This is a genomic window from Acinetobacter sp. C26M (genome assembly GCF_023702675.1).
Taxonomy (GTDB): Bacteria; Pseudomonadota; Gammaproteobacteria; order Pseudomonadales; family Moraxellaceae; genus Acinetobacter.
Genome location: NZ_CP098478.1, coordinates 504,537 through 526,213 on the forward strand (window position 1 = coordinate 504,537; position 21,677 = coordinate 526,213).

Below are 21,677 nucleotides of genomic sequence, written 5' to 3' on the forward strand. Positions count from 1 at the left end.
AATCTTCAATTTTGATTGAATAATTTAGAACTTATAGTTGAATGTTAATGCTGCTGAACGAGGCTGACCGAGCACAAAACGGCTGCCACCATTGTTCAATGCGCTGATGTAGTCTTTATCTGCTAAGTTGTAGACATTGAGGTTAAGTGATGCATTCTTGTTGAAGCTATAACCTGCCATTGCATCAAACACGACATAAGATGGTACTTTTGGCATATTGGCTGGAGCAGTGCTATCGGTATTTACACGTTTCTGTTCATCTACATAGCGTGCACCTAAACCTACTTTAAAACCAGCGATGTCATAAGTCGTCCATAATGTTGCAGTCCAATCAGGTGACCAACGTACCGAATCCGTTACTGTTTTTTCGCCAGTGCTGCTAAAGCTCTGCTGATTTTTCTGCTTGGTTTTCATGTGGGCAACACCCGCAGAAATATTCCACGCATCAGTAATTTGACCCACAACACCGAGTTCAACACCTTCAACTCGTGTTTTACCTTCTTGAACAGATTCTTTAGTAATTGGGTCAGTGGTGAATTGGTTTTCATTTTCTGTGTGGTAAACGGCAGCATTTAATGCCAGTTTGTTTTTCAGCACGTCCCATTTTCCACCCACTTCATAGTGATTGGTTTCTTGTGGTTTAGCAGCAGAACTATTAATACCTGTATCTGATAGCCCAAAGTTTGCACTGCCTGGAGGCGTGAGTGATTTTGCATAAGATGCATAAATACTACTGTTTTCAGTTGGCTTAAATAAGCTGCCCAATTTCCAACTAACTAAAGTGTCATGTGCTTGTAGATTGGTTGGGGTTTTAGTAACTGCAAGGGTATTTGAATCTGTTGCAACAGCAAGTGCATTGTAATCCGTTTCATAATAATCAACACGGACACCACCATTAAACTGCAAACGATCATTAAGTAGTTTAACTGTGTCAAACAAATAAGCAGCAGCAGTTTTGGTTTCGCCATCAGTGTAGCCACCGGTATAGACTAATGCTGGTAGGGCATCGTGGTGGTTTGGATTATATAAATTTGCCGCAGGTGTACTAGGAGCTTTCGTTCCTGGTGTTTGAGTCGATAGGGTTTTAGAAATTTGTTCTTCTTTCAGAAATTCTAAGCCAGCAACGAGGTCATGCTCTACAGCACCAGTTTTAAAATTAAAGTTCAAGGTTGATGTGTTGGCAAGAATTTTATTTTCTTGGTCCACACCTTGATACGAGCGAGAAATTGTCCAAGTATCTTTATTGTTTGGATCAAATGTGCCGTAGTTGAATTTGTAGCTATATGTATTATTTGGATTTACAGTGACATTGACAGATGGTGCATTTCCAATGGCATTAATTCCTGTTAATGCACGTTGCATTCTGTTTTTACCAAATCGAGAGATATTGGTAAATTTAATGTTCTCGGCAAAATCACTTTCAATTTTAGCAGTGACCATATCTGAGTTAATATCTTCATAGTCATTTGCATTGCCGTAAAAGTTACTACGATCGACTTCAGGTGCAGTGCGTAAAGCACTATTAATTTTCTGTGCATCGGCAGAATTATTAATCGCTTCGCGGATTTGATTTTGTAAAGCGGTATTTTTAGCGTTTGCGTAGTTAGAAGCATAACCATAATAAAAGCCATTCATACCAATGGTCGGAATACCACCATCAGGAATATTATTTTGGCGAACATGCTGAGAATATAGGTAGAAACGCGTATCTGTATTTAGACCGAAAGCAATCGAGGGAGCAATTGCCCAACCATTGTTTTCAACAACATCACGTCCTTCAACACCACCATCCTGTCCCATCACATTTAAACGAATCGCTGTACTTTCATTAATTGCCTGATTGATGTCAGCAGTTAAGCGTGCATTTTCAGCGGTATTGTAACGTGCTGAAACTTCACGACTACTTTCAGCTTTCGGTAACTTGGTGACTAAGTTGATATAACCTGATGCTGCACCACGACCCGCTTCTGAGCCAGATGGACCTTTTACAACTTCAATCTGTTCTAAGTTGAATACATCACGACTGACCGCACCAAGATCGCGGATACCATCGACATAGGTTGATGTTTGTGTCGAGAAACCACGCATCTGGAAAGTGTCACCTGCGCTAGTATTACCATTCTCACCCATTTGTAGTGTGATGCCTGGGGTATTACGTAGTGCTTCCACTAATGATGCAGCACCTTGTTCCTGTAACAGTTCTTTTTTAATGACTTGTACAGTTTGAGGTGTATCGAGTAGGGGTTGTGTATATTTTGGAGAGCTTACTGCATCTACTTTATAGGTATTTTCTGCATTTACTTCAATTGTTGGAAGCTTTGCCACACTTTCTTCTTTAGGGGCAGCATGTGCTGCTAAAGGAAGGGTTGCTGCAAGTGCAACTAAAGGTGTGGTACGGAAATGTTTACGACTTTTGATTTTTGCCATTGAGAGAACCCCTGAAATTGAAGTGTGAATGACAGAACTTTCAACCTGATGAAACTTTTACAAAAAAGGAGTAAAAGTAGATTAATTGTTAATCTATGTAACAATATGTGCGAAGTCTATTGATAATTATTATCGTTATCAATAGCTTTAGCTTCTGTATAAGGATCTGTATATATTTATTATTTTGAAATTTAAGGATATTTTTCCGAATTGGTATTAATGATGAATAATTGTGCAAAATAACAATGTAGTGATGGTTATATTTAATTTATTGATATAAAAGTTTTTTATTAAAGTTTTATTTAATTTTGATCAGGGTTTTAGAGGGTCAGATATTTGAATATAAGGGGAAGTAGGGGGATCTTTATAGGAGTATTTTTGTAAAATTGAATTTAGGGTGAGCATTTTTCACTAATCATTAGGTGATCTCTAATGACTAGTGAAAAGATTAAGATGGAAAGGACTGAGTTTAGAAAGAGAAAGTAGTGCTTAATTGAACGCGACGACCTTCTTGGGTATTACTGTAGCGGTTATAGTAGCTAGTACCAACACGCTCATAGTCATTGAAATTCTTATCAAAAACATTATACAGAGCAACGCCCAAGTTCCAGTTTGGTGTGATATTAAAATTAGAGCCTACATGTAATAAGGCATATTCTTTATAATCACCCAAAGCATCGTAAGCATTTTTTTCTGCAGTACTCATATTTTGATAAGTTTTAAGGTAGCGAGCCCTTTCGCTGCGGTATTCACCACGAGCCCAAAGTTGGATATTGTCATCTGCCTGCCATTTAAGTGAAGCATTGGCAATATGTTCGGGTGTATCATTAAGTGGTGGATTCCCAATACTCTTGTCTTTAATCTCAGTGTTTGTCCATGTGTAGTTGATACCAAACTTCCAATCAGGAACAAACTCCCAGTTAAATCCTGTTTCTACCCCATAAATTTCAGCTTTTTCAGCATTGGTTGGTCGGGTAACATTCCAAGAGCGAGTCCCTGTATCTCCATTTTCCATTAGCCAAGGTGTGCCAACACTTGCCATAAAGTTTTCACAAGCAATTTTTCCACCAAAAGCATCACTACTGGCAGCATCACAAGTTCTTTCAATTGCCCCAGTTACGATTTTGTCTTTAACTTGGCTATAAAAAGCTGTCATGTTTGCATCAAAATTAGAGCCATTACTAAAATACGTTCCAATTTCGAAGTTGTTACTTTTTTCAGGTTTTAAATCTGGATTTCCAAAGAGAGGGATTCTACCTTGTCCACCAACGTTATAGATGCCATCAGTTAAGCGTTCAAGTCTCGGCGCTTTGTAGCCCTCGTTATATCCACCTTTGAACGTCCAGTTGTCATTCGCATTCCAGACCAAATAAGCACGAGGAGTCCAGAAGTCTCCGAAGGTATCATGGTCGTCGTATCGTAAACCAAGCGTAAGTGCCAGACTATCTGTGATTGACCATGTATCTTCAGCGAAAAGACCTAACTGTTTAAAGGAGATTTCTTTATTGGCACGTAAACCATCTTTGATATTAGCTTCCCACCATTGACCACCTAGAGTGATTTTATGACCCGAGAAATGTTCAGTCGTAAATTTGGTATCAAAAGTCGTATCTTCACTTTCCAAAAGTCTTGGGGTAATGGCTTTAGATCCATTTTGAGCGCGAGACGGGATTAGGCGACCAATAGTTTCAGTTTGAATATTACTAATACTGGATTCTAAATTACCAAAGTCACTTCTCCATGTATGCGCTAAAATATATTTTTCACGATTATATTTTTGAGCTTCTGAATAGCCGCCATTCGCGCCTAAAGTGCCTAATTGCCCTTTGCTGTTATCATACCATTGCTTTGTTTGTTCATATTCCACAGATAAATCATGGTTGTCTGTAGGGGTGAGTGTTAAACGCGCACCAATTGTTTCAATATCTGATTTAGTTGGGTTATTTCCCATATTCAATGATTCATCAGTTGACTCATCATCCTTCCTAACAACATTGGATTGGTCTCTCTCCGCCTTTCTGCCTCTTAATTGTAAGCCTAGTAGATTTTTTATAAGTGGACCCGTAATAAATGCATCAGCAGAGCGTTGATTACCAAAATCAGATGAATTAGGCAGAATTGTACCTTCTAATGTCACCGAGCCTGTCCACTCATCAGTTACTTTTTTAGTAATAATGTTGACTACACCACCCATAGCATCAGAACCATAAAGTGTAGAAGCAGGTCCTCGAATTACTTCGATTCGTTCAATTGCAGATATTGGGGGAATAAAACTGTTATTGGATTCACCAAAACCATTTGGCGTTATATCACCAGTACTGTTTTGTCTTCTGCCATCTACTAATACAAGTGTGTATTCCGAATCCATTCCTCGAATACGAATATTCAAACCACCTGTTTTGCCTGCTGTTGGGCTGATATCAACGCCTTCTACATCAACTAATGCATCTGCAATGGAATTAATTCTTTTATCTTTCAAATCTTGAGCAGTAATAACTGTGATACTTGCTGGTGCATTTTTAATATCTTGTTCAAAACCAGCTGCCGATACCACAATGGTTGCAAGTTGGTGTGTGTTGGTATTTTCAGATGCTGCCGTCGTATCTGCAAAAGCGGATGTGGTCATTGCCCCAAGTAATGCGAATGAAAGGGGGTTCAAATTAAATTTACTCATAACTAGAGTTCCAAAGCTGGACGAGAAAAATAGAACAATTGTTCAAAAAGAACGCAAAGTATAATGATAATACCTATCATTAACAACAAAAAATAACGTTTGTTTTAAGATTCATTTAAGAAAACTATGATTTTGGATAAAAATGAAAATATATTTGCTTTTTTAGCATCCGATTTTGTATATCCAGAAAGTTGTCATATAATGTGGCACTTTAAAAATTGTTATTACTAACTAATATCGAGGAAGCCATGCAAGTAACGACTGAAGCGGTTTCGGGCGTTGCCCGTCGTTTAAATGTTTCTGTACCGACGAGCCGTGTTAACGAGCAATTTGAAGCTCGCTTACAACGCACTGCCAAAACTGTGAAGATCAACGGCTTCCGTCCAGGTAAAGTGCCTTTGAACGTTGTTCGCCGTGAATATGGTGCGGGCATTTATCAAGAAGTTGTGAATGACATCATTCGCGACACAGTATTTGAAGCAATTCAACAAGAAAAAATCAATGCGGTCGGTATGCCGAACATTGAAAAAGTTGAAAACAAAGATGATGCTTTAGTTTTTGAAGCGACTGTTGAAGTTTACCCAGAAGTAGAAGTGAAAGCTTTTGCTGACTTGGAAGTTGAACGTAAAGCATCAGAAATCAACGACAAAGACGTTGATGTAATGATCGAAAACTTGCAAAAACAACGTCAAACTTGGGCTGTAACTAAAGGTATGGCGAAGAAAGACATGCAAGTAACTTTCGACTTCGAAGGTACTGTTGACGGTGAGAAGTTTGAAGGCGGCGCTGCTGAAGACTTTAAACTTGTACTTGGTTCAGGTCGTATGATTCCTGGCTTTGAAGACGGTATCGTTGGTATGAAAGCTGGCGAAGAGAAAGTGATTGATGTAACTTTCCCAGAAGATTACCAAGCTGAAAACTTGGCTGGTAAAGCAGCTCAATTCAAAATCACTGTGAAGCAAGTTGAAAAAGCAAAACTTCCAGAAATTGATGCTGAATTCTTAAAAATCTTTGGTTTGACTGAAGAAGAAGGCTTAGACAAGTTAAAAGCTGACGTTCGTAAGAATATGGAACGTGAAGTTCGCAACGGTCTTCGTAACCAAGTTAAACAAGCTGCATTTGATGCACTTGTTGCTGCAAACGAAATTGAAGTTCCTACTTCAATGGTTGCTCAAGAAATTGACCGTCAACGTCAACAGATGATTCAACAGTTCACTCAACAGTTTGGTGCTCAAGGTGCAGGCGCATTTGACAGCAGCATGCTTCCTGATGAATTGTTCAAAGAACAAGCTGAAAAATCAGTTAAGCTTGGTGTATTGGTAAGCAAAGTATTGGCTGACGCTAAACTTGAAGTTGACCAATCACGTGTTGATGCTTACATTGATGACATGGCTTCTTCTTATGAAGATCCAACAGAAGTTGTTGAATACTTCAAAAATGACAAACAACAACGCGCTCAAATCGAAGCTGTTGTATTAGAAGACCAAGTTGTTGATCACATCTTAGCTGCTGCTAAAGTAAAAGATGTTGCGATCAGCTATGAAGACTTATTGAAAGAACAACAAGCTCGCCGTGGCTAATCTTTTAAAAAGTTGAATCAAGAAAAAGGCGCTTAATGCGCCTTTTTCTTTTTGGGTTTGCTTCGCTTTCATTGATGTATTTTATTATCAGTTAAAGCGTTGATGTAAGCTCTTTAAACCCTCTGTTATGAAAGTGTTAATTTAATTAGGAATTGCCAGATTTTAGTCTAAAAAATCGAATATTTCAGATTGAATCTTTTGCAATTTCATTGATTATCCCTCATATTGTTGGCATAGATCGAGTCACAATAATTTAGGAATAAGTAAACGTATGTATGTTCCAACAATTGAAAATGCTTTAGTTCCTGTTGTCGTTGAACAATCATCTCGTGGTGAGCGTTCATTCGATATTTTTTCACGTCTATTACGTGAGCGTGTTATTTTCTTAACGGGTGAAGTTGAAGATAACATGGCGAACTTAATCGTTGCGCAGATGTTATTTCTTGAAGCAGAAAATCCAGAAAAAGATATTCACCTTTATATCAATTCACCTGGCGGTTCAGTAACTGCGGGTATGGCGATTTATGACACCATGCAGTTTATCAAACCAGATGTTGTGACATACTGTATGGGACAAGCAGCATCAATGGGTGCATTCTTATTGAATGCGGGTGCAAAAGGCAAGCGTTACTGTCTTGAAAATGCTCGTGTGATGATCCACCAACCACTAGGTGGTTTCCGTGGTCAGGCTTCTGATATTGAAATTCACGCACGTGAAATTCTGTTCATTAAAGAGCGTTTAAATCGCTTAATGGCTGAACATAGTGGTCAAGATTACGAGACCGTTGCACGTGATACAGATCGTGATAATTTCATGACTGCACAAGCAGCCAAAGAATATGGTTTAGTAGATGAAGTGCTAAGCAAACGTCCCTGATTTTTAGGACCTAAGTTTAAGATTTAAGTTGTGGAGTAAATATGTCCGAACATCCTCAAGGACAAAAACATTGTTCATTTTGTGGTAAGACGCAATCTGAAGTTGGAAAATTGATTGCTGGTGAGGACGCATATATTTGTAATGAGTGTGTAGATGTCTGCTTAGATCTCGTTCAAACCAGTCAACAAGTTGAAGCAGGTGATTGGGCAACTAAAGCCCTGCCAAAACCACACGAAATACGTGCTGCCTTGGACCAATATGTGATTGGGCAAGATGTTGCGAAGAAAACCTTATCTGTTGCGGTCTATAACCACTATAAGCGTTTAAAAGTAGGCCAGTCGACTCACGGACATCAAGAGATTGAAATCGCAAAAAGTAATATTTTGCTGATCGGACCAACAGGTTCGGGTAAAACATTACTTGCACAAACACTTGCACGTCTGCTTGATGTTCCATTTGCGATGGCAGATGCAACCACTTTAACCGAAGCAGGTTATGTGGGTGAAGATGTAGAAAACATCGTGCAGAAGTTGTTGCAAAAAGCGGATTATGATGTAGAAAAAGCGCAAAAAGGCATTATCTATATTGATGAGATTGATAAGATTACCCGTAAATCTGAAAATCCGTCAATTACCCGTGATGTGTCTGGTGAGGGCGTACAACAAGCATTGTTAAAAATGATTGAAGGTACGGTTGCTTCTATTCCACCACAAGGTGGTCGTAAGCATCCACAGCAAGAGTTCATCCAGATTGATACTGCAAATATCCTATTTATTTGTGGTGGTGCATTCTCTGGCTTGGAAAAAATTGTTCAACAGCGCCAAGAGAAAGGTGGAATTGGTTTCACAGCAGATGTGAAGAATAAAGATGACAGTAAAAAAGTCTCTGAATTGTTCCGTCAAGTAGAAGCAACTGACTTAGTTAAATTCGGTTTGATTCCTGAGTTTATTGGTCGTTTGCCTGTGATTGCAACTTTAGAAGAGCTGGATGAAGAAGCATTAATGCAGATTCTGACAGAACCTAAAAATGCATTAACACGTCAATACCAATATCTATTCACCATGGAAAATGTAGACCTTGTCTTTGATGAGTCTGCATTACGAGCTGTGGCGAAGAAAGCTCTTGAGCGTAATACTGGTGCGCGTGGTTTACGTTCTATTCTGGAAAATGTATTACTGGAAACCATGTATGACTTACCAAGTCGTACGGATGTTGGTACGGTCATTGTGGATGAAGCTGTCATTAATGGTACAGCGAAGCCAACATTTAAAGCAGAGCGCTTGCCGCAAGTAGGTACGCCAGAACTGACTGAAAAGAAGGATTTAAAGGTGATTGACTCTAAATCAGCTTAATTCTCATTCATCTAAAAAAGCATGAAAGGCTTGGCTTTTCATGCTTTTTTTATTTGCAATTAGTCGTTGAGGTGTTAATCTTAAAAAATTGAAAAAATGCGCATAGTTTTGCGCTGTTAAAAATAAATCCAAGAAAACGCCTTGAGGGATGTCATGCGTTATTTAATATTGTCATTATGTTGTGCTGGGGTATTGGCTGGCTGTCAAAGTCATAAGACAGTTGAAGAAAAACCAACCGCACTGACCGCAACATTACCACCCGTAGACACAGCAAAAGAACCAGGTCTATTTGATCAGTACCATGTGGGTGGTTTTACTGTCGGTGGTTGGGTCAACCAAAAGTTAGGCCAATATTACGCACCAATCAAACCACAAAATGAACAGGCTGCGGTGGTTTATTTATATCGTCCAGATACACGTTGGAACCGTCAGGAAATTGCTGCGGCCAACTTATTTATCAATGGTCATCGTATTCCGAGCTTATTACATAATCATTATTACTGGGTGGAACTACCTACGGGAACTTATCGCTTGAGTGTGAGTCGCCCATTGGCGGGATTGCACTTCCAGAAACCGAAATATCTCGATTTTACGGTCGATGCTGCACAAACTTATTTCATTAAATATGATGAAGAAAATAAAATTTCTCGTAGTGAGCATACAGGCCCATTTATGATTACACCTGACAAGGTGGCGCATCAAGAAATCGCATTTACCCGTTTAAAGTCTTCCAGCTATAACTTTGTTGCGCAAGATGCATCGGGCAAGGTTCGCTCAAAACCTCAAGAATTAAAACCAGCAAAGTATGATGAAAAGTCAGAGATACATTTGGTTAAGCCATTTAAGCTTTGGAATCCATTAACTTGGTAGGTTTGCTTGAGCAGTTACTCATCCTGAATTAAAGGTTTGATGATGGTGAGGAACTGCTCTTTTAATTGTGAGCTCTGCTCTGGGTCATTTAAGGTTTTTTGACTTAAGTTATTCATATATTGAAAAACATTGGTACTGATTTGCAAGGTTTTTTGATTAATGGATTTACCTTCAGGTGTTTTTAAGAATTTCAAATAGGCTTGTATTTCTTCTTCGCTCAAGGTATCTGCATAAATCTTCTCGATTGCCTGAATAGTTTCAGGGCGAGCAAAGACTTTTGAACTGGTATCTTTAAGTAATTGGCTCAATTCCAACACAGCAAGATGTTCTTGTGTTGTGGTCAGTTCTTCTTTTCCTAAGACTCTTAATAAAATATTTTCAGCTTCAAGATCGAGTGTTGGTTGCATTTCATCGAGTGAGGTATTTAAAACATTTTCAAGCTCGCTCAGTCTAATCAGTTCTTTGACTGATTTACTTTGGGCTGGGGATGCAAAGGTATTTTGCACGCCAACGAGAAGGCAAAGTCCAATCACCATGTTGAACATGTATTTATTCATCTATAGACCGCCTTATTGTTCTCGTCTTTTTTATAATTTAGCAGAAGCCATAGGCAAAAAAATAGCCGAATACGATGATTCGGCTATGATTATTGTATGAGTATTATTTATGACGCAGCAGCATCAACAACTGGGATTTTACCAATCTTAGCTTGCCAGATTTTTGGTGCAGTGGCATGGATTGAAGTACCATTTACATCAACTGCAACAGAAACAGGCATATCTTCAACTACGAATTTGTAGATTGCTTCCATACCTAAGTCTGCAAAAGCAACGACTTCAGCTTCACGGACTGCTTTAGACACGAGGTAAGCAGCACCACCAACGGCCATTAAGTAAGTTGCTTGATTGTCTTTGATCGCTTCAATTGCAGCAGGACCACGGTCTGCTTTACCAATCATGCCGAATAAGCCCGTTGCTTCTAAAACTTGACGAGTGAACTTATCCATACGGGTTGCAGTGGTTGGGCCAGCAGGACCAACAACTTCATCGCCAACTGGATCGACTGGACCCACGTAGTAAATGAATTTACCTTTTAGATCGACTGGAAGTTCTTCGCCATTATTTAACATGTCGACCATGCGCTTATGTGCAGCATCACGACCTGTATAAATCGTACCGTTCAATAATAATGTATCGCCTGGCTTCCAAGCATTCATTTCTTCTTGAGTAATGGTATCAAGGTTTACACGTTTTGATTGAGAAGAATCCCACGTTACAGCAGGGTAGTCTTCAAGTTTTGGTGCTTGAATATGTGCAACGCCAGTACCATCTAACTGGAAGTGTGCGTGACGAGTCGCCGCACAGTTCGGAATCATACCCACTGGCTTACCTGCCGCATGACATGGGTAATCCTTGATTTTAATATCAAGTACTGTGGTTAAACCACCAAGACCTTGTGCGCCAATACCGAGTGCATTCACTTTCTCGAAGATCTCGATACGGAGTTCTTCCATTTTGCTTTGTGGGCCACGACGAAGTAATTCGTCCATGTTGATTTCTTCCATAAGTGCTTCTTTTGCAAGCATCATGGCTTTTTCAGCAGTGCCACCGATACCAATGCCGAGCATACCTGGTGGACACCAACCTGCACCCATAGTTGGAACAGTTTTAAGTACCCAATCCACGATTGAATCAGATGGGTTTAACATCGCAAGTTTAGATTTATTTTCTGAACCGCCACCCTTCGCTGCAACGGTAATATCAACTTTATTACCAGGAACGAGTTTGTAGTGAATCACGGCAGGCGTATTGTCTTTGGTATTTTTACGACCAAAAGCTGGATCTGCTAAAACAGAAGCACGGAGTACATTTGAGTTCTCTAGGTAACCTTGGCGTACACCTTCGTTTACAGCATCATCCAAGCTCATGGTTAAATCAAATTTAACATCTAAGCCGACTTCAAGGAAAACGTTAACGATCCCTGTATCCTGACAAATTGGTCGGTGACCTTCAGCACACATACGTGAGTTGATAAGGATTTGGGCAATAGCATCTTTTGCAGCTTTGTTTTCTTCACGATCATAAGCACGGCTCATCGCTTGGATGAAGTCTTGTGGGTGATAGTAAGAAATAAACTGCAGGGCATCCTTGATTGATGTAATCAAGTCATCTTGTTTGATGATCGTTGTCATATCAAATTTCTCTTGAGCGGGCGATTAGCTGGCGGGCTAAATTATATGACAAAAAGGAATGAATGTGGGAGTTTTAGCTTAGATTTGGCTAAAGGTCTAAAGTAAGCCTTCGATCTAAATTGCATCAACAAAAGATGCGCTTTGGATTTTAGTTTTTTCTCAGTTGAGATGGACTATAGCCAAACTGTTTCTTAAAGCGATGGCTAAAATGGCTGCTTGAGCTAAAACCATATTGCACTGCGATCTCTGTCAGATTCACTGTGGTTTGTTCAAGTGCTTGATGAGCTCGTTCAAGTCTGCGTTGCATCACATATTGATGTGGTGGCATCTGCATCGATTGTTTAAACATATGCGCAAAATGATACTCGCTGAGTTGCGCTTGCTGAGCCAGATCAGACAAGGTCAAACTCAAATGGAGATGTTGGTCAATCCATTCCAGTAACTGCTTAAGCACATAAGGGGAGAGTCCCCCTTTGACTTCAGGTGCTTGCCATTGTGCATGACTGTAATTTTTGATCAGATGATTGAGTAATAATGTTGTTGCGGTACTCATCTGCAAATGGTTTTCACGATCTTGCCATGCACCATTGAGTAAAAAGTGCCGATAAATCATCGAAATTTGTGGGTCAGCCACAAAAATTTGTGGATTTAAGATGATTTGGCTGGGTTCGCGATCCCAGACTTGTTCTGCCACACGTTGTAAGTGCTGTTCAGTATAGTAAAGATGTACAAAGGTGAGTGGATCACGTAGGTCCCAAGTCGACTCGAAATCTTGTGGCATCAGACACATGCGGTCAGGTCCACCGCCATTGTGCCAACCTTGCTGGGTCTTTTGATAGCTTTCATAACCACCCTGAATATACATACTCAAGGTATGGTGATTGCTACAGACACTGACACGGTCTTGGTTATTTTGCCACATGGCCAACTGCATACCCGACCCCAGTTCTACCGAGTCGAGCAATTGCGCTTTATATTGCTGTAATTGATCTAGAATCTGATATTTCATCTTCTATACGCAGTGCCAAATATGATCCAGTTTAGTGTAGAACTTTCAGCCAGTTTTGTCATCTGGTCAAAAATTTCCTAGAAAAACGCAAGTCCATGATAATCACCGCAAGATGATGCAAGTAATGATTGCGATAAAACCAGCAAAATAGCTGTCGAGGTAATTGAGTTTGGTTTAAATGATATGAATGCGCTGTTATATGCTTTGGTTGTAGTGATCTGGGGCACAACATGGATTGCGATTAGTCTGCAGCAACAAAGTGGAATATCAGCCAGTGTCGCAGTGTTCTGGCGTTTTTTTATTTCTGCCATAGTGTTATTTGCTTTTGTCACTTTGAGTCGGAAGCTACAGAAATTGGCTGGCAAAGATCATCTGTTTTGTATGCTGCAAGCCTGTTGTATTTTTGGTTTTAACTTCGTCTGTTTTTATTATGCGGTGCAATATATTAGCAGCGGTTTAGAGGCTGTTATTTTCTCCATGGCCGTGATTTTCAATACTATCAACGCCAAATTATTCTTTGCACAGCAGGTATCGGCACGCTTTTATCCTGCGGCGTTATTAGGTGTACTCGGGATTATTGCCTTATTTTGGCATGACGTGGTGGGTACCACTTTAAATCGCAATACATTGATCGGTATTGGACTGTGTATTCTGGGGACGTATGGTTTCTCTTTGGGCAATATGATCAGTACGCGCCATCAAAAACATGGGTTGGATATTTTTACCACCAATGCCTACGGTATGTTGTATGGCTCATTGCTGATGGCGTTGATTTCATGGTTTAGACAGGATGAGTTTTTTCCAACTATGCAATTCAGCGCAGTCAGTGCTTTACTGTATTTAGCCATCTTTGGTTCAGTGATCGGTTTTACCGCCTATTTCTATTTGGTCGGACGGATTGGTGCGGGTAAGGCAGCCTATAGCACTTTGTTATTTCCTTTGGTCGCACTGGTGATTTCGACGGTATGGGAAGGCTATCACTGGCAAATGAATGCGGTGATTGGGGTGATTTTGATCCTATGTGGTAATGCGATTTTCTTTGTGAAAGGGCCGCAGTTGAAAAGTATAGGTATTTCAAAACGCGCTTAAGAAAAAGCATAAATACAAAAAAGCCATCTCCTTGATAAAAAACAGATGGCTTTCATTCAGTACAACGAGGTGAATTTAATCCTGTTGCTTAGCCTGAATCGCTGTCAGGGCAATGGTAAACACAATATCATCGACCAAAGCACCGCGAGACAAATCATTTACGGGCTTGTTTAAGCCTTGTAGCATTGGACCGACACTCACCACATTGGCCGCACGTTGTACTGCTTTATAGGTGGTATTACCTGTGTTTAGATCAGGGAAGATAAACACATTGGCTCGACCTGCAACTTGTGAGTCTGGCGCTTTTTGGCGACCTACGCTTTCAACAGAAGCAGCATCATATTGTAATGGTCCATCAATCAATAAGTCGGGGCGGCGCTGTTGTGCGATTTTGGTTGCCTCAGCAACTTTCTCAACATCTGCACCTGTACCTGAAGTGCCTGTTGAATAGCTGATCATGGCAATACGCGGATCAAGACCAAAGGCTTTGGCTGAATCCGCAGACTGAATCGCAATCTCGGCAAGTTGTTCTGCATTTGGATCTGGATTGATCGCACAGTCACCATAGACATAGACTTCATCAGGCAGCAACATAAAGAAGATTGATGATACCAGTGAGTAGTTTGGTGCAGTTTTAATGAGTTGGAATGCAGGACGTACGGTGTTGGCAGTGGTATGAATCGCACCTGACACCAAACCATCCACTTGATCGAGTGCCAACATCATGGTGCCAAGTACCACTGTATCTTGCAGCTGTGCTTTGGCTTGTAGCGCATCAAGTTTACCTTTACGCAGTTCCACCATAGGTTCGATGTATTGGTCACGAATCGTATCTGGATCAATGATTTGTAAATCTTCGGGTAACTGAATACCGCGTGCTTTAGCCACTTCTGCAACCGATTCAGGTTTTGCCAACAAAATACATTGCGCAATGCCACGGGTTTGACAGATGACAGCCGCTTGTACCGTACGTGGCTCATCACCCTCAGGCAGGACAATACGTTTTTTCGCAGCAATTGATTTTTGTACTAACTCGTAACGGAATGCTGAAGGTGATAGGCGAGGATGCAAGTTGTTCTGGGTATGTTGATCGAGCCAATTGTTATCTAAATGACTTGAGACAAAACGCGTGACTTGCTCGGCACGTTCAGTATCATCAATTGGAATTTCATTGCCAAAGCGATGCAGCAGTTGTGCCGTTTCTAAAGTATCAAGTGGGGTGTGTAAAATCGGTAAACCCTGTTTGATCGCACTTTGGCAAAATTCGAGTACATTGCTTGCAGGCGCAGCTTGCTCGGTTAAAACCAAACCTGCTAGTGGTGTACCATTGCTGCTGGCAAGACTTGCAGCCAAGATCGCATCCGTTCGTTGTGATGCGCTAATAATCAATTCACCCGCAACAAATTTATGTAACTCAGACTCAATGTTTGATGCAATTAAACTGGTATGCAGAATACGACGTTGTTTGGCTTCACCTTGATACAACCATGTCCCATTGATGATTGGGGCGATATCTAAACTACGTGGCACGCTGAGGGTATTACTGAATGGTACCAGTCCAATAATCGGGAGTTCATCGGTGCCCATAAAGCGGTTGTAGCGTTGTAATTCTAAGGCAAAAGCATCGATCTGTTGATCGAGACGCAAACTTGGATCAAGTGTTAGTGGAATTGCAGCAGTACCTTCTGGTAGTCCTTTGGTTCGCATAAACAACACGCCTGTAGTGCGTGCCGAGGCTGCTCCACCGAATTGACGTAAATGCGCATCGACTCTTTCTGCTGTTTTACGTGGATCAGCTAAATCTGCTGTGCTAACCAGTACTACTTGGGCATCGAGTGCTTGCGCGAGTGCGGCATTGATTTCACTGACAAAATGATCTTGTCCATTTGGAACCAAACCTTCAACAATAATCACATCATGATTAGCTGAAATTTGACGGTGTAGCGCAACGGCTTCCTCAAGCAATTCATCGGTTTCACCCAAGGCAATTAGTTGCGTCAGTCTTTCGTAAGTGATTGGCTCTGCAGATGAGTGCTGAAATAAATGACGATACAAGGTGGTGGTACGGTCAACAGTGGTATCTGCAATCTGTGAGTAGGGTTTTAAGAAACCGGCGTTAATCCCTTTACAATCTAGTGCGTAGATCATGCCTAAGCAGGCAGAGGTTAAACCAACACCTTCCCCTGTGGGAATGAGTAAAATCGTATTCATAGTGACCTTAAATTCTTTTAATAGGTTGATTAAGCTGTTGGTTCAAGCACTTGACGTGTTTCTTTGGCAATTCGACCTTCTTCATCGGTTGGAATGACCCAAATTTGTGGGCCAGTACCATTGTCGATACGCCCTTCGCTACCGCGAGCCAAGGCATCATTTTTCTCTTTACTAAATTGAAAACCGAAATGCGCTAAATAGCCTAAAGTCTTTTCACGGACATAAGCCGAGTTTTCACCAATGCCGCCTGTAAATACTAAACCATCAAGGTGGGGCAGACCGCAACTCATTGCCGATAAAGATTTAGCAAGACGGTAGCAGAACACTTCAATGGCAAGGGTAGCACCATCATGACCATTTTCAGAGGCTTCAACCAAGGTACGCATATCATTGGATAAACCAGACAAGCCCAATAAGCCACTTTCTTTATTCAGCATACTGTCAATTTTTTGGATATCCCAGCCGAGGTTACTGGCAAGGAACAAATGCAAACTCGGGTCGACATCACCACTACGCGTACCCATCACTACACCTTCAAGTGGTGTCATGCCCATAGAGGTATCGACGCTATGACCATTCCAGACGGCACAAGTCGAACTACCATTGCCCAAGTGTGCACTGAGCCAGCCACCTTCATTTTTATGACCTGCCAATTCGCTGGCACGTTCAGTTACATATGCATGGCTAGTACCATGGAAACCATAACGACGAACTTGGTGCGCTGTATATAAAAATTGTGGCAGGGCATAGCGATAGGCGCGTTCGGGCATAGTTTGATGGAAGGCTGTATCGAATACAGCAACTTGAGGCAATTGAGGGAACAAGCGCATAGTTGCTTCAATTCCAATTAAATGCGCTGGATTGTGCAGTGGTGCAAGAGGTGTCGCTGCTTCAATACGCTCAACCAGTTCTGGCGTAAGTAATTCTGCTTTGGTGATGTCACCGCCGTGAACGACGCGGTGTCCAATCGCCTGCGGGTTATAGTTGGCTAAACGAGCCAATAATGTTTCAAGTGCTTTGGCGTGATCTGCATAAGGAATTGAAAGTTCCAGTGGTTCTCCACCAAGAGTGACCCCTTTAATACGAGCATCTGCTGCGCCAAGGTTTTCTGCCAAACCATAAATACGGTCTTCACGTCGTTCCGAGATGAGCGCGTATTTGATTGATGATGAACCACAGTTAATTACTAATACAGATATAGCCACGTTTGAACACCTAACAGATTTTAAATTTTATGATGAACACTTTGATTTTGCTGCAACACATGAGGCAGAAGAATCAAGCGCAATGTTTTAACATGGGATGTCGTATTGGCGAAGATAGACTTTAGCCTATACAACCCGTTTATAAATCAACCTATTTAGTATAGTTTGGAAATCAGCAGTTCTTTTAATTGATCTGTTGGTTTTATCATTATTTTTGTATGCAAATATATAAAAACACGATAAAGATCAAATAAATGACCTTTATCGTGTTTCTGTGTTCAAATGCTCGATTTTGTTATTGGCGGATTTGACCGTCGCCAAAAACGATCCATTTTTGTGAAGTTAAGCCTTCTAGGCCAACGGGGCCACGGGCATGGATTTTATCGGTTGAAATTCCGATTTCTGCCCCTAAACCATATTCAAAACCATCGGCAAAGCGAGTGGAGGCATTGATCATCACCGAACTTGAGTCAACACGCGCTAAAAACTCACGGGCTAGACTAAAGTTTTCAGTAATGATGGCATCGGTATGATGCGAACCATATTTATTAATATGTTCAATCGCTTCATCCATACCTGTGACCACTTTGACTGCCAGAATTGGCCCAAGATATTCGGTATACCAATCTTCCTCTGTTGCCGTTTTCACGGATACACCTAAAATACGCTGCGTTTCAGCACAACCGCGTAATTCAACCTGTTTTTCAGCATAGAGTTCAGCAATGCGTGGCAAGAATTCCTCAGCAATCGCTTCATCGACCAATAAGGTTTCCATTGCATTACACACGCCATAACGATGTGTTTTTGAATTGAGTGCAATCGGTAGTGCTTTCTGCAAATCCGCTTGAGCTTCAATAAACACATGGCAGTTGCCATCTAGGTGTTTAATGACAGGAATACGTGCTTCATTGCTGATGCGTTCAATCAAGCTTTTACCACCACGCGGCACAATTACATCTACAAATTCAGTCATGGTAATCAAGTGACCCACTGCAGCACGATCAGGGGTATCAATCACTTGAACCGCATGTTCGGGTAAGCCGGAAACTTGTAGACCATGTTGAATCGCGGTTGCAATGGCTTTATTAGATTCAAGTGCTTCCGATCCACCACGTAAAATAATCGCGTTGCCAGATTTCAAAGCCAATGATGCCGCTTCAAGAGTAACGTTCGGTCTTGACTCGTAGATCATGCCAATCACACCCAAAGGAACACGCATTTTTCCAAGTTGAATGCCTGATGGGCGATAAGCAAGGTCGGTAATTTCCCCAATCGGGTCAACCAAGGCAATTACATCTTTCAGACCTTGTAGCATACCTTTAAAACGAGCAGGCGTAAGTTCTAAACGATCGAGTAAAGCGCTGTCGAGTTGACGTTGGCGACCATTGTCCATATCAATTTGATTGGCTGCTAAAATTTGTGCCTGATTATTTTCCAAAGCCGTATAAATTGCAGACAAGGCATGATTTTTCAAATGAGTTGATGCACTGGTGAGTACACGAGACGCTTGACGTGCTTGAGTACCGACATGTTGCATATAATTTTGAATAGAGTCTTGCATAGCAGTTTGATATTTGCATGTATTTATAAAGATAGTAACAGTCAACGGCTGAACAATGAATAGGCTGAACTGACAATTCAAAAAATTATGAAGCGTTAATTGGCGCAAAAGTTTTTATTTTAGTGCGATGAAGATATTGAATTTAAAGCTGAGATTACATATTTTGCAAAAGATTAATGTTCTAAACAAGATAAGTGGTTAAGGAAATGATTGCGTATAAAACGTGCATATGTATAGAATGAAAAAGTATAGGATAAATGTAATACAAATTTTATAAATTTGTTAACTTGCAAGTAGAAATCGCTGAAAATGAGATTCTTGCAACAAAAAAATAAACAAGGATGGAGGAAGGACATGAATTCCATTATCCAAATGGACTCGGATATAAATCATACCTACACAGGCTTTGGTTTTTTCGACATTTACAATAAAAACAGTTTTAAACAACCTGCGCGTACCACGTGGATTGATGGTTGGAAAATTGAATATATGGCAATTGCAGATCCGAAAACGATCTACAACACGCCGATTGTAATTGTCGGGGGCGCTTTTCAAAATTTTAACTCTTATAAGTATTGTGTTGAGCAACTCTTTGAGAGTGGTCCTGTTATTTTAATCGATTTACCATCAATGGGTGCGAATCAACAGATTCGTAATGTTGATACGGGTGAATCTGCTGGAATTCTGGAACTGCCTCATTTATCTAAAATGCTCGGTCAATGGCTGGATATTGTTGGAATCGATAAAGTTTCAATGATGGGTATGTCATTAGGTTCGGTGGTTGCATCTTCATTTGCGGATCAACGCCCTGAGCTAATTGATCGTATGGTGCTGATGGGCGTCATGCAAAAAACCCGTAAAAGTTGGCGGATGTTGCTGGAAGAATCGCTACATCTAATGCGTGAAGACCGTATGGAAGAGTTTGGTCAGGCGGTTATTCTGTATCTGGTCAACCATGCCAAACTTGATAAAACCCGTATGTCTCCAACAGCGAAACGTTTGTTTTTTAGACAGATGGCGGAGTTTAGTGCAACTGAACGTGAGCGTTATGAAATCAACTGCAACCGTTTACTGCGTTTAAGTGATGTTCCTGTACCACAATGCAAAACATTGGTCGCGGCAGGGCAGTATGACAGTTTTACTTTACCGCACGAAAATGCTGATTTTGCTTTGCAATGTAAAGATATGCAGTTTGCTTTAATTGCCAATGCAGATCATGTGCCGCAATTACAACGTCGTAAAGAAACGATGAATTTGTTTACCACCTTTTTAAAGGGAGAGCCGATCGACAATCTAGATGGCATTATTCCAATGACGCGTGAACAAATGCAGCAGATCGAGCGTCGTGGTGAAGAGCGTATTGCGGTATTAGAGCCTGAAAGCAAATTATCGCACCGTCATCTCGAAACTGAAGCTAATGTGAAGATCGTCGATATCACTTACTTTGGGGTGTATTTAAAACTTCACAATGTTGAACAGCTTAATTTTATCAATCAACATCCACGTGATTTAGCACTACATTTAGCAGATGAAGAAGGTGAGTTTAAAATTGAATGTTTAATCTTTGATGCAACTGAGCAAGGACTGCGCATCTTGTTTAAACATGGTAGTTTTGATATCGCAGAGCGTTTGACTCGTTTTATTCAACGTCAAAAGCCAACTGAATAACGAGTATTCCAAAATAAAAAAAAGTGGCAATTTGCCACTTTTCTTTTGGGGAGTTTTATTTATTGGTCGCTTGAATCATCCAAACCAAGTCGCCTAAGTGTTGTTGCGTATTTTCTAAAGTTGCCTGTTCAAAAAATTGCTTTGGCTGCAGAACTTCAACTTGATTAAAGCCCGCCTCATGGAAAAAATGTTCGACTTCGGCAGGTGTTTTAAAATGAAAGCTAAAGGCGCTGCGTGACATTAACTTTAATAAACGACTACTGTTCCAGATAATCGTTGCCAGTTTATTTTGAGTGGGTTCTGGGTAGATGTCTGTTAAATAATGCAGTTCTTTAAAGCCTTGTCCATAGTTGGCAATCGCTTGAATGAGTTGCTGCAATAAAGGTTTTTCAAAGTAATTGATCAGTCCTTCACTAATTATTACCAATGGGCGTTGAGGATCAAATACCTCAAATGCAGCAGCAAAGGCATCGGTAAATAAGTCAACTGACAGTACTTCATCAACATTGCTTTCAATTTGTTGTAGTGCAGCCTGTTTAGTGGCTGCCATATCGGGTAAATCCAGTTCACGGTAGCTGATGTTTGGATAATGTTGTCTAAACCACCAGCCACGTGGTGATAGACCACATGCAATTTCTAGCACTTGTAAATCAGGGTATTGTTCAATTAATTCTTTTAAGTGACTATCCAACATACTGTGGCGTTGTTTAAGGGTGGTGCGCATGCTACCACCGACATATTTTTCTGCCCAGCTTTCAATTGGATGGACTAAGGCTGCCAGCATTTTTCCTTTTGCTGTTGCCAGTGCTGGATGTGAAATCCCCATTTGATACCAGATGTAGCCAGTGTAGTGTGCGGTAAATGAAATGTGGCGATGTTTCGAAAGTTGTTGTGTCATCTGTCCTAGACTCTATTTTTCCTAATTGGGATATATAAAATTAATCTCTTTTTAAAAAATTGAGA

The 21,677-nt window shown here is 40.7% G+C and carries 15 protein-coding genes; 6 read left to right on the forward strand and 9 right to left on the reverse strand.

The genetic code is table 11. The features are described 5' to 3' along the window. Positions 1–24: 24 nt before the first annotated feature. Together NDN11_RS02405 and NDN11_RS02410 are read right to left on the reverse strand one after the other, a co-directional pair. Positions 25–2,427 carry a catecholate siderophore receptor Fiu gene (locus NDN11_RS02405; RefSeq protein WP_251110667.1) on the reverse strand — a complete coding sequence of 801 codons (2,403 nt, stop codon included), beginning with the start codon at positions 2,425–2,427 and terminating at the stop codon, positions 25–27. Between the two features lie 469 nt (positions 2,428–2,896). After that, a complete protein-coding gene (locus NDN11_RS02410; RefSeq protein WP_251110668.1) occupies positions 2,897–5,101 on the reverse strand; it encodes a TonB-dependent receptor domain-containing protein in 2,205 nt (734 codons plus the stop codon). 248 nt (positions 5,102–5,349) lie between these two features. On the opposite strand from NDN11_RS02410, the gene tig reads away from it, so the two are divergent. From tig to NDN11_RS02430, 4 genes are all read left to right on the forward strand, one after another. Continuing rightward, on the forward strand, positions 5,350–6,681 hold the full coding sequence (gene tig / locus NDN11_RS02415; protein ID WP_005185077.1) for a trigger factor: 1,332 nt from the start codon (positions 5,350–5,352) through the stop codon (positions 6,679–6,681). Between the two features lie 271 nt (positions 6,682–6,952). Further along, entirely contained in the window at positions 6,953–7,558 is a 606-nt protein-coding gene (gene clpP / locus NDN11_RS02420) for an ATP-dependent Clp endopeptidase proteolytic subunit ClpP (protein WP_004775790.1), read from the forward strand. 41 nt (positions 7,559–7,599) lie between these two features. Continuing rightward, positions 7,600–8,910 carry an ATP-dependent Clp protease ATP-binding subunit ClpX gene (clpX, locus tag NDN11_RS02425; protein WP_016541515.1) on the forward strand — a complete coding sequence of 437 codons (1,311 nt, stop codon included), beginning with the start codon at positions 7,600–7,602 and terminating at the stop codon, positions 8,908–8,910. Positions 8,911–9,063: 153 nt separating this feature from the next. Continuing rightward, on the forward strand, positions 9,064–9,780 hold the full coding sequence (locus NDN11_RS02430) for a DUF2846 domain-containing protein (RefSeq protein WP_251110669.1): 717 nt from the start codon (positions 9,064–9,066) through the stop codon (positions 9,778–9,780). A gap of 14 nt (positions 9,781–9,794) precedes the next feature. On the opposite strand, the gene NDN11_RS02435 is transcribed toward NDN11_RS02430, so the two are convergent. From NDN11_RS02435 to NDN11_RS02445, 3 genes are all read right to left on the reverse strand, one after another. After that, the gene (locus NDN11_RS02435) at positions 9,795–10,337 is read right to left on the reverse strand and encodes a DUF2059 domain-containing protein (protein WP_251110670.1); all 543 of its coding nucleotides are present in this window, start codon (positions 10,335–10,337) and stop codon (positions 9,795–9,797) included. A gap of 107 nt (positions 10,338–10,444) precedes the next feature. Continuing rightward, entirely contained in the window at positions 10,445–11,971 is a 1,527-nt protein-coding gene (locus NDN11_RS02440) for a fumarate hydratase (RefSeq protein ID WP_004657827.1), read from the reverse strand. A 148-nt stretch (positions 11,972–12,119) separates the two neighbouring features. Next, positions 12,120–12,980 carry an AraC family transcriptional regulator gene (locus NDN11_RS02445; protein ID WP_159886287.1) on the reverse strand — a complete coding sequence of 287 codons (861 nt, stop codon included), beginning with the start codon at positions 12,978–12,980 and terminating at the stop codon, positions 12,120–12,122. 183 nt (positions 12,981–13,163) lie between these two features. On the opposite strand from NDN11_RS02445, the gene NDN11_RS02450 reads away from it, so the two are divergent. Further along, positions 13,164–14,069 carry a DMT family transporter gene (locus tag NDN11_RS02450; protein ID WP_251110671.1) on the forward strand — a complete coding sequence of 302 codons (906 nt, stop codon included), beginning with the start codon at positions 13,164–13,166 and terminating at the stop codon, positions 14,067–14,069. 75 nt (positions 14,070–14,144) lie between these two features. Here the strand turns inward: NDN11_RS02450 and pta are convergent, their stop codons facing one another. The 3 genes from pta to NDN11_RS02465 all read right to left on the reverse strand — a co-directional run bounded on the left by pta (position 14,145) and on the right by NDN11_RS02465 (position 19,046). Then, positions 14,145–16,280, reverse strand: a complete 2,136-nt coding sequence (gene pta / locus NDN11_RS02455) for a phosphate acetyltransferase (RefSeq protein WP_251110672.1) — start codon at positions 16,278–16,280, stop codon at positions 14,145–14,147. A gap of 29 nt (positions 16,281–16,309) precedes the next feature. Beyond that, complete coding sequence (locus NDN11_RS02460; RefSeq protein WP_251110673.1) at positions 16,310–17,485, reverse strand: acetate/propionate family kinase; 1,176 nt, start codon at positions 17,483–17,485, stop codon at positions 16,310–16,312. Positions 17,486–17,780: 295 nt separating this feature from the next. After that, positions 17,781–19,046, reverse strand: coding sequence for a glutamate-5-semialdehyde dehydrogenase (locus tag NDN11_RS02465; protein ID WP_167248755.1), 1,266 nt, complete (start codon positions 19,044–19,046; stop codon positions 17,781–17,783). A gap of 354 nt (positions 19,047–19,400) precedes the next feature. On the opposite strand from NDN11_RS02465, the gene NDN11_RS02470 reads away from it, so the two are divergent. After that, a complete protein-coding gene (locus NDN11_RS02470) occupies positions 19,401–20,714 on the forward strand; it encodes an alpha/beta fold hydrolase (protein WP_251110674.1) in 1,314 nt (437 codons plus the stop codon). Between the two features lie 55 nt (positions 20,715–20,769). Here NDN11_RS02470 and NDN11_RS02475 read toward each other — a convergent pair whose 3' ends face one another. Continuing rightward, positions 20,770–21,612, reverse strand: a complete 843-nt coding sequence (locus NDN11_RS02475; RefSeq protein WP_251110675.1) for a class I SAM-dependent methyltransferase — start codon at positions 21,610–21,612, stop codon at positions 20,770–20,772. Positions 21,613–21,677 lie beyond the last annotated feature (65 nt).

Excerpts from the sequence above, each read along its gene's own strand:
- tig (WP_005185077.1), top strand. The coding sequence starts at position 5,350 with ATGCAAGTAACGACTGAAGCGGTTTCGGGCGTTGCCCGTCGTTTAAAT.
- NDN11_RS02430 (WP_251110669.1), top strand. The coding sequence starts at position 9,064 with ATGCGTTATTTAATATTGTCATTATGTTGTGCTGGGGTATTGGCTGGC.
- NDN11_RS02470 (WP_251110674.1), top strand. The coding sequence starts at position 19,401 with ATGAATTCCATTATCCAAATGGACTCGGATATAAATCATACCTACACA.
- clpX (WP_016541515.1), top strand. The coding sequence starts at position 7,600 with ATGTCCGAACATCCTCAAGGACAAAAACATTGTTCATTTTGTGGTAAG.
- NDN11_RS02475 (WP_251110675.1), bottom strand. The coding sequence starts at position 21,612 with ATGACACAACAACTTTCGAAACATCGCCACATTTCATTTACCGCACAC.
- NDN11_RS02440 (WP_004657827.1), bottom strand. The coding sequence starts at position 11,971 with ATGACAACGATCATCAAACAAGATGACTTGATTACATCAATCAAGGAT.
- pta (WP_251110672.1), bottom strand. The coding sequence starts at position 16,280 with ATGAATACGATTTTACTCATTCCCACAGGGGAAGGTGTTGGTTTAACC.
- NDN11_RS02450 (WP_251110671.1), top strand. The coding sequence starts at position 13,164 with ATGAATGCGCTGTTATATGCTTTGGTTGTAGTGATCTGGGGCACAACA.
- NDN11_RS02410 (WP_251110668.1), bottom strand. The coding sequence starts at position 5,101 with ATGAGTAAATTTAATTTGAACCCCCTTTCATTCGCATTACTTGGGGCA.
- NDN11_RS02465 (WP_167248755.1), bottom strand. The coding sequence starts at position 19,046 with ATGCAAGACTCTATTCAAAATTATATGCAACATGTCGGTACTCAAGCA.
- NDN11_RS02445 (WP_159886287.1), bottom strand. The coding sequence starts at position 12,980 with ATGAAATATCAGATTCTAGATCAATTACAGCAATATAAAGCGCAATTG.
- clpP (WP_004775790.1), top strand. The coding sequence starts at position 6,953 with ATGTATGTTCCAACAATTGAAAATGCTTTAGTTCCTGTTGTCGTTGAA.
- NDN11_RS02435 (WP_251110670.1), bottom strand. The coding sequence starts at position 10,337 with ATGAATAAATACATGTTCAACATGGTGATTGGACTTTGCCTTCTCGTT.
- NDN11_RS02405 (WP_251110667.1), bottom strand. The coding sequence starts at position 2,427 with ATGGCAAAAATCAAAAGTCGTAAACATTTCCGTACCACACCTTTAGTT.